Genomic DNA, 5850 nt, shown 5'->3' on the forward strand with positions numbered 1-5850 from the left:
GCCGCTGAACGCTGACGAAGACAACGTTGTCCGTCAACGGTCCGCCGTCCACCGAGAAGAGCATTTCAAAAGACTTATAGAATTTATTGGCTTTTGCTCTTACAACTTGCAACTGTTTCAAAGATCGAGATTCTTACCAGAAGCATGTCAGAATAACGGAAAGCAAAAAAAAACTCTCATCATCATGTTGAGCCTGCCCTGAAATGAACCTGTTCAGGGTCATCCCGTGATGTCTCTGCACGGGATCTCGCATCTAAGTACCGCTGTAAGCTGGGGAAGAGCCGTCCTTGGTACTTCGTCCAAAATCCTGGACCCGTCCTTCGATAGAATCAAAGAGCATTTCGGTGTTCTTTCTGAAACTGCCGCATCTTGTCATTCTGAACTCCATTCAAAATCTCGTGTTTGTGGTTTTTGATCTTAACCAAGAACGAAGAACAGATCCTCGCTCTGGAACGAAGAACAGGTTTTTTTCGGAGAACGGAGAACCGTTCAACTGCGAACTAGTTTCTTTTGCTCTCCAAGAGTTTTCATCCCCGCGAAGCGGGCCTTGCGTCCCCGGATACTTCTCCGGGCATTGCGACCCGGCGTGGTCTTCGCCAGCCTTGCATCCACTGATGCTTTTCAGTGCAATGCGTCCCACCGAAGGTGGCAACGCTTCCTCGCGCCAGCGAGCCTCGCTTCCTGTCGAAGCCAACCTTGCATCTTATTCCCCTCTTTCCAACCCCCGACCCCGGTCCTTTCGGAAGCCCAGACTCACCCCTTCATTCCGGATTGCATGAAGCTTGATATAAATGTCTTTTGGAAAATAGCGAAAAAGACAATTAGTGGTAGTATAACGAGCAAGGTCGCTGCCATCAACAAAGTCCAGGCAGCCGCACTTTCTGAGGCCTCCGCAAGCATCGCAAGGCCGACTGTCAATGTGCGGGCTTTGACGCTGTCAGTTACTATCAAGGGCCAGAAAAATTCGTTCCAATGATAAGTCACGCTAATGAGCGTGAAGGCAAGATAGGTCGGTTTAAGCAGCGGGATGGCTATCGAGATCATGAACCTAAAGGTTCCGCAGCCGTCAATAGTCGCCGCCTCTTCCAGTTCTCTAGGGATTGCTGCGAAGCCCTGTCTCAGCAAGAAGACGCCGATTGCAGAGGCCACATACGGAAGCGCAATGGCAGTCTTCGTATCTAGCAGGCCCATATTGCTGATCGTCATGTAGTTCGGAACTATGAGCGTCTGTGGAGCGATCATGAGCTGCACAAGCAGAATCATGAAGAGAATCTTCTTGAATCTGAAATCCATTCTGGCGAACGCGTAAGCGGCGAGAGTCACAGTAATGAGTTGCACTGCGAGAAGTCCGAAGGCATAGAGAATCGTGTTGAAATAATACCTCCCGAAAGGGATTATGTTGAAGACCTCTTTGAAGTTGTCTAGAGTCCACTTTTCGGGAAGCCACTTTGGAATCATCGAAAAGACTTCGGTCGGTTCTTTGAAGGCCGTAACGACTATCCAATAGAGCGGGAAAGCGAGAATCACGGCAAAGACTATCATCAACGCGATCGAGACCCATTTAGTCGTTCTTCCTCTTTTCGTCATAGTCTCTCACCCGATTCATAGAAGACTCTCCTTTCCATGAAGAAGAAGGCGAGCATTGTGAATATCAACAAGAGCACAAGGAGTATCACGGTCAGTGCCGAGGCATATCCGAAGTCCCAGTACTTGAAGGCCACCTGATAGATGTAGTATACAAACATGTTCGTAGTGTTTGCTGGACCGCCTCTCGTCATGAGATAGATCTGATCGACCGCCTGGAAGGAGTTTATAACCGCGATTATGAATGCGAAGAATGTTGTCGGTGATAACAAGGGCCAGGTTATCTTCCAGAATTTGCGCCAGGCAGAGGCACCGTCTATCGTAGCGACCTCATAGATTTCTGTCGGTAACTGCTGCAGCCCACCGAGGAATATGACCATATAGTATCCTGCGTTCTTCCAGATGGCCACGATAATCAAAGCCCACATGGCAAACCTGCTGTCGCTTACCCACTCTATGCTAGGGATGCCTATCTTACCTAGAAGGTAATTCAAAAACCCGTAGCCTGGAAGGAAGATGTACAACCAGATCATCGAAGCGGCAGCCATTGGTATGACGTTGGGGTAGAAATAGGTGGTCTTGAAGAAAGAACTGCCGAAGATCTTCTGGTTCACAAGAAGTGCAAGAGCCAACGCCAGAGCCATGGTAATGGGGACCGTCACAAATGCATAGAAGAGATTGTTCCCGGCTACCTGCCAGAACAACGGAGTCGAGAAGGCTCTCTTGAAATTGTCGAGGCCCGTGAATACCGGCTCTGGCGTTGCCATGTTCATTCTCATGAAACTCAGAAAGAGAGACCTGAATGCCGGGTAGTATGTAAACATGCCAAGGAAAAAGAATGTCGGCGCGATAAAGAGCCATGGCAGAATCTTCTTTTTCGTTTTCGTCTTCAATCTACACACCTCCCGGCAATGTTAATTTAGCTCTTATTGCTTGAATGGAGCAAGAATCATTTCAACTTCTTCCTGCAGCTGATTCAGCCCTGCGGAGATTGACACTCTCTCATCGAGGATATTCTGAAGAGTCGTCAAGAAAACCTCCCTAATCTGCGAGTTACTGTGGAAGGCCATCTCTCTTCTGGCGACGTCAAGCTGATCTCTTGCTACAAGAATGTACGGGAATCCTTCCGCGAACTCCTTGAGAGCTTCGGTTTCGAAGGCGTCTTTGCGAACCGGTATGTATCCCGTACCTATGCTCCACCTCGCCGAGTTCTCGGGTTTGCTGAGCCACTTGACGAAGGTCCATGCGGCTTCCTTGTTCTCTTCGGGAATTCCCTTGAAGATGTAGAGGTTTCCACCTCCCGTTGGAACTGCTGTCTTGGCTTCTCCAGGAAGCGGGGCCACTCCAAAATCGAATGTGGCCGAGCTCTTCACGAAGCTGAGACTACCGGTAGAATTGAACATCATCGATGCGGCACCGGCAACGAAGTCCTGGGATGCGGCCCCATAGCTTCGGTGCCTTGGCATTACTCTCTCGACATTGGCCATGTAGGTCCATTGCTCAACGGCCTTTTCAACTTCGGGCGTGTCGAAGTACGACTCCGTTCCCGTTTCATTCGCGTACTTCCCGCCGGCCTGAAGAATCCATGCCTGAATCGTCCATGTATCGTCTGTAATGTCTTCGAAGCCCCAGCGAGTAACGTTGCCGCGCGAATCCTTTATCGTCAGCTTTTTAGCTGCCTCAAGCAATTCCTCCCACGTCTTCGGGGGATTTTCCGGATCCAGTCCCACTTCTCTGAAGTGATCCTTGTTGTAGTAGAAGATCGGCGTGCTTCTCTGGAATGGTATGCTCCATGTTACACCGTCGATCATCGAATTCTCGAGGAACCCGGCATAGAAAGGTTCTGTGAAGTTCGCGTCTTCTCCCACCAGGAACTGGTCCATGTCTTCGATAAGATTCATGTCAAGAAGCGAGAAGATATCGATGGCGAGAAGTAACGCAACATCTGGCGGGTTCTTTCCCTGAGCGGCTGTTACAGCCTTCTGCATTGTCTGGTCGTAATTTCCGCTGTAAATCGGCTCGACGAAGATATCTGGATGCTCGCTGTTGAAATCTTCAACGACTCCATCCATTAGAACGGCAAGCGCTCCGGCTACCTGAACGGGAAAGAAAAATCTAAGGTTGGTTACCGAAAATGCTGTTCCTGCAATAAGCACAAGTGAAACTAAGATCACTAAGAAAGTCTTGAAACCGAGTTTCATCTCTTACCCCTCCTTTTTGCGGTTTGTTCTGAAGCGACCCATGAGTATAGACGGTCTAAACATATGGTTCTCTACGATTACCTCTTCTCCGCTGAAATCGATCAAAGTAAACGATCCCGGGATGCTCCTCAGTTGATTCCATGTGTCTGTGAACGAGGGAACCGAGACGTAAAGAACTCCCTCTTCGAACGCAATGCTTGGCCAGTGAACGTGGCCGTTTATTGCGGCGATTACGTTTCCGCCTCTTTCAAATATCCTGAGCAACTCCCGCTTGTTTTCGACGTAGGCAAGATTCTCGATGCTCTCAAAATGGACATTCCTTTTGAGAGGCTGTTCATCTAATGTCTGATGAGTGAAAACGACTATCTTTTCCGAAGAAGCCGCAATCTCCTTTTCCAGCCATCGGAGAGCTTCATCCGAGACCATTCCTCCAACACCCTGAACAACCGGGTCCTGCGTATTTAAAAGCAGCAAACGTAATCCTTTCACCACTACGGATCGGTTGCCAAGCTTGCTGCCTATTGCTTCTTCATGTTCCTCACGAGTGAGATTGTCCAGATCGTGGTTCCCAGGAATGTAGTACACCGGGCACTTAGACCTGGCCAGTATGCAGGATATCTCTCCAAGCGTTCTGGTATCGCTATCCCTGTCTACTGGATTCAGTCTGTCTCCTAGATCGACAATCGCGTCCGGTTGGATGTTTTCGTTAACGAAGTCGATCCATTCGCTCAGGAGACCGTTAACGAGGCTTCCTTTGAGTGACGACCTGTCGGGTCCGGCATGCAGATCCCCTATGACGACGAGCCTTGCGGCTTTCACGAAATCACTTCCCTCTCGCCCTTGAAGATTCTCTGACAATCAGCCTGGTCCCGAGTTGAAAAGAAATCTTGTTCTTTCTCTCGCCGCTAATGTACTGCAGCAGTAGGATCGCAGCTCTGCTTCCGATTTCGTATGTGTTCTGATCGAGAGTAGTCAGAGCCGGAGTGAACTGGGCCGAAAGGAAGATGTTGTCGAACCCGGTAACCGATATTTCCTCTGGAACTCCGATTGAAAGAGCCTTGCATGACACAAGAGCGCCGAAGGCAATAAGATCGTTTGCACAGACGACTGCGTCATAACTATTTCCATGATCTGACAGCTCGGAGAACGCCCTTTCATAACCGGATTCGTATGTAAACTGTCCTCTCGTTATCTTAACCGCCACACCGGAGTATTCCTGACCGACGGCCCTGGCAGCCTCCTCTCTATCTATTGAACTCGAGACATCTTCTGGACCGCCAAGATAAAGAAAACTCCTGTGGCCTTCGCAGTAGAGATGATCAAAAACGTGCTTCATGGCGCTGAAGTTGTCTATGGAAACGGATGGAAGAGTCTTGGACCAGCGTCTTCCTAACAGCACAATCGGGCAACCAGATTCCTCTATCAAGGTTTCAACTGCCCTGTTGTAACCGGATCCAATGAATAGGATTCCGTCGACATGCTTTGAAAGAAGCGTATTTATTGCTTCACTCTCGAATTCAAGCTTTCCATCTGAATTGGCGATTATGAGATTGTAATTGTTTTTGCGGAGAGTCTCCTCTGCGCCTTTCATCATCAATGGGAAGTGCGGATTGGATAGATCGGGAAGGACCATGCCCACGGTGAACGTCTTCTTCATTCTGAAACCTCTGGCCAAAACGTTAGGACTATAGCCCATCTCCTTAACCACTTCGAGGACTCTTTGTCGGTTCTCTTCACTGACTGTGGAAACGTTATTCAAGACTCTTGAAACTGTGGCAGTCGAAACGCCCGCCCTCCGCGCTACATCTTTAATTCTTACAGACATCTCCACTTCTCCTTTTCGAAGTAATCGATTACGTAATCGATTACTCAAAGACAGAATACCATCTTGCTTTACCTGAAACGAAGTCCTCTAGAGAGGAAAGAGGGTCGATTATTTTTGTCTGAAGGGAGATATAGCGGAAATCTTTACTGAGGAAGACTCTGGTGTCGATTATGAGCTATTCGCTTAAGTTATCGCTGTGTCCAGATATCTGGAAAACACTCGTTCTTTCTTCCCTAATTA

At 48.7% G+C, this 5850-nt stretch carries 5 protein-coding genes; all 5 read right to left on the reverse strand.

Annotation, left to right across the window (positions count from 1 at the left end):
- Window positions 1-753: 753 nt before the first annotated feature.
- From ENN47_04010 to ENN47_04030, 5 genes are read right to left on the reverse strand one after another with little or no spacing between them, the layout of a single operon-like run.
- Window positions 754-1587 (reverse strand): carbohydrate ABC transporter permease, encoded by an 834-nt coding sequence (locus ENN47_04010; protein HDP77345.1) that lies wholly within the window; start codon window positions 1585-1587, stop codon window positions 754-756.
- Window positions 1584-2477 carry a sugar ABC transporter permease gene (locus ENN47_04015; protein ID HDP77346.1) on the reverse strand — a complete coding sequence of 298 codons (894 nt, stop codon included), beginning with the start codon at window positions 2475-2477 and terminating at the stop codon, window positions 1584-1586. The genes ENN47_04010 and ENN47_04015 overlap by 4 nt, the downstream gene beginning before the upstream one ends.
- Before the next feature lie 33 nt (window positions 2478-2510).
- Window positions 2511-3785: an ABC transporter substrate-binding protein gene (locus tag ENN47_04020; GenBank protein ID HDP77347.1), complete on the reverse strand. Its 1275-nt coding sequence runs from the start codon at window positions 3783-3785 to the stop codon at window positions 2511-2513.
- 3 nt (window positions 3786-3788) lie between these two features.
- A complete protein-coding gene (locus ENN47_04025) occupies window positions 3789-4643 on the reverse strand; it encodes a hypothetical protein (GenBank protein ID HDP77348.1) in 855 nt (284 codons plus the stop codon).
- Entirely contained in the window at window positions 4609-5610 is a 1002-nt protein-coding gene (locus tag ENN47_04030; protein ID HDP77349.1) for a LacI family transcriptional regulator, read from the reverse strand. Before ENN47_04030 ends, ENN47_04025 begins: the two co-directional genes overlap by 35 nt.
- Between the last annotated feature and the right edge of the window lie 240 nt (window positions 5611-5850).

The sequence above is a fragment of the Mesotoga infera genome, assembly GCA_011045915.1.
GTDB classification, from domain to species: domain Bacteria; phylum Thermotogota; class Thermotogae; order Petrotogales; family Kosmotogaceae; genus Mesotoga; species Mesotoga infera_D.

Excerpts from the sequence above, each read along its gene's own strand:
- ENN47_04010 (HDP77345.1), bottom strand. The coding sequence starts at position 1,587 with ATGACGAAAAGAGGAAGAACGACTAAATGGGTCTCGATCGCGTTGATG.
- ENN47_04020 (HDP77347.1), bottom strand. The coding sequence starts at position 3,785 with ATGAAACTCGGTTTCAAGACTTTCTTAGTGATCTTAGTTTCACTTGTG.
- ENN47_04030 (HDP77349.1), bottom strand. The coding sequence starts at position 5,610 with ATGTCTGTAAGAATTAAAGATGTAGCGCGGAGGGCGGGCGTTTCGACT.